Below are 2,515 nucleotides of genomic sequence, written 5' to 3' on the forward strand. Positions count from 1 at the left end.
GATGAATTTTTAATGAGAATTGAGACAGCATCGGCGGTTTCTATAATGTTACGAAGAAAAAGTATTGGGATTATATTTTCATCTCCAATTTGTGGTTTTTCACTTTCCCAATTCAATAAATGTGTTCCAAAATCAACTGCATGATCAAGAATAGAAGACATTTTTTCTAATTCTTTTTTTACCTCATTTTGATTTCGCGGTAATATATTTTCTACTGCATTAAACGTGTTCATTTACGGATATATGTTAAGCTTGCTACTAACGTTCTGGTACTACAGCGGGTTTGGGACTAAATTAAGCCCTATTCTCGGATTTGCCAAATCATCCCAAATACAAAACCATCTTTCCATCAAGCCTATTGCCCAAATCCGTTGTAGTAGCTGTTGGCAGTAGTTGTTTTTCGTTCGTCCTTCACAATCCGTCTTCACGTTCCGATAACCAATCTTTATATTTTTCTTTATAAAAATCTCTTGTTTCACTGTCTTTAAAAATAAAGTCAATCCCTCCATCATAAGGAACTACAATTATATTTTTGACAATTGAAACAAAAAAAGCACTTACATTGTTGATAGCGATTTCTCTAAGCAATTTGTTATAGTGATTTAAATTCCAAATTATTTCGGCAAATGCAGGTCTATAAATTTCTCCTTTATCATAATCATCTGAGTTATATTCAAACATATCTATGTTATCAAGTCTCAAAAACTTGTAAGGTTTAAAAACTTCTTCTTCGTCAGTAATGAAAGTAGTTCTTTCGCCCCAATTATATTCACCTGTTACAAGTAAAATTTTTTCATTTTCGCCAAATAAGTCAGTGATTATTTGATTTTGTCTTTCCAATAAAATTCCCCATTCATTTTCACTTTCAGGATATCGTTTTGATTCAGGCAAACTATGGATTCTGAACCATTTTTGAGAATAATCATTTTTAAATAAATACGAAATTGGTATCGTGTCAGGATAGGTGAGAGTCCAAAATGTTTTAAATTCTTCTTTAGTCATTTTTCGGTTACAATTACTGCCAACGTTCTGGTACTACAGCGGGTTTGGGACTAAATTAAGCCCATTCTTCGGATTTGCCAAATCTCCCAAATACAAAACCAACTTTCCATTAAGCCTATTACCCAAATCCGTTGTAGTAGCTGTTGGCAGTAGTTTTTTATTTTTCCTTTGTTAATCGGTCAAGTTCTTTAAGTAAAGTTGGAATTCTATATTTTCCTTCCATACTTTCTATTTTTTTCACAGCATCTTCAAGTTTAATTCCGATAGATGTGATAAATAATGGTTTTTTGCTATCACCTCTAAATAAAGGCTTTTTATATTTTTCGATTGTTGCAAAATTAGTTTTTGCAACACCAATCGTTGGAATTTCTTTATTTAGTTTTTCATATAAATAACCGCCTAATCCGAATTTCTTTTCATCATCTAAATAAACAAATCCATCAACAATAATTGCTTCAACATTTTTTAGATCAATTTGATTCAATAAACTAATAATGCAAGGTAACTCTCTTTTATAAAACTCTCCAGGAATATACTCTTCAACATTATCTATTATTTCTGTATAAATTTTGTAGATTTTACTTTCATTCCATTCAGCAAATTCAAGACAAACTGTTTTTGCTTTTTGTTCAAAATAATATGTGTCAAAAGCTAAAATCATAAATTTAATATACGTTTATATATGGTTCAATTTTTTCTTTAATCATAATTATATCATCAGAAATCATATCAAAAATAGTTTGACTTTTTTCGTGTAATAAATAAGTTGTATATGAATATATTTCGCCATTGTAAATGTATTCTTTTTCAGCACCATGATTATCATAGCCAACTACATTTTCATCATCACCATTTAAAATTAATAAATTCCGACCTCCACAACATTCAGCAAAAAAAATACAATAAATTAATAAGTTATCTTTTTGAGGAATTTGATTATAAACTTCTTCAATTGCAACTATATTAAATTTTTGAGTTTCGTGGTCAAAATATCCATCTTCTATGTCTGATTTAGATATTCCAAAGTTGATTAAAATTTTTACAAATTCTAATGAGAAGAAACATTCGATAGGATGATAAGAAATTCTATGATTAAAAAGTTCAGAATGAGAATAACCTTTAGTTCTAAAAATTTCAATTACCCTTTTTAATTTTTCCGAAAGAATAACATTAAATTTTTCTTCAAATAGTTTAATTTCTCCTGAAAAATTATAATAAAATTTAGTTGACTCAAATAAAATATCTTGTAAGTTTTTGTTTTTGGCAACTAAATTTTTTTTTGTATCAAAGTCAATTTTAGAAACTACAATTTTTAATTCTGTAATTAGTTTGGATATTTTTTCTAATTCTTGCATGTCTTAAAATTATGGCTAACTAGTATATATGCGAAACAAACTTTCGCCTATCTACCAAACTGGTAGATGTATATACGAAGGTTTGTTTCGTTTTTTTACTACACTATACCAAACATACAAAATACTTTTAATTATGCATTATGGTTTACCGTATTATA

At 28.4% G+C, this 2,515-nt stretch carries 3 protein-coding genes and 1 pseudogene; all 4 read right to left on the bottom strand.

From position 1 onward, the window contains the following. Positions 1 to 233 (bottom strand): annotated as a pseudogene (locus tag VFS71_RS11415) (hypothetical protein); the annotation flags it as partial. A 178-nt stretch (positions 234 to 411) separates the two neighbouring features. Further along, on the bottom strand, positions 412 to 1,002 hold the full coding sequence (locus tag VFS71_RS11420; RefSeq protein WP_326401383.1) for a DUF3885 domain-containing protein: 591 nt from the start codon (positions 1,000 to 1,002) through the stop codon (positions 412 to 414). A gap of 157 nt (positions 1,003 to 1,159) precedes the next feature. Further along, positions 1,160 to 1,663, bottom strand: a complete 504-nt coding sequence (locus tag VFS71_RS11425; protein ID WP_326401384.1) for an endonuclease V — start codon at positions 1,661 to 1,663, stop codon at positions 1,160 to 1,162. 4 nt (positions 1,664 to 1,667) lie between these two features. Beyond that, positions 1,668 to 2,357, bottom strand: a complete 690-nt coding sequence (locus VFS71_RS11430) for a hypothetical protein (protein WP_326401385.1) — start codon at positions 2,355 to 2,357, stop codon at positions 1,668 to 1,670. Positions 2,358 to 2,515 lie beyond the last annotated feature (158 nt).

It is taken from the genome of Flavobacterium sp., from assembly GCF_035760125.1.
Classification (GTDB): domain Bacteria; phylum Bacteroidota; class Bacteroidia; order Flavobacteriales; family Flavobacteriaceae; genus Flavobacterium.

Excerpts from the sequence above, each read along its gene's own strand:
- VFS71_RS11420 (WP_326401383.1), bottom strand. The coding sequence starts at position 1,002 with ATGACTAAAGAAGAATTTAAAACATTTTGGACTCTCACCTATCCTGAC.
- VFS71_RS11425 (WP_326401384.1), bottom strand. The coding sequence starts at position 1,663 with ATGATTTTAGCTTTTGACACATATTATTTTGAACAAAAAGCAAAAACA.
- VFS71_RS11430 (WP_326401385.1), bottom strand. The coding sequence starts at position 2,357 with ATGCAAGAATTAGAAAAAATATCCAAACTAATTACAGAATTAAAAATT.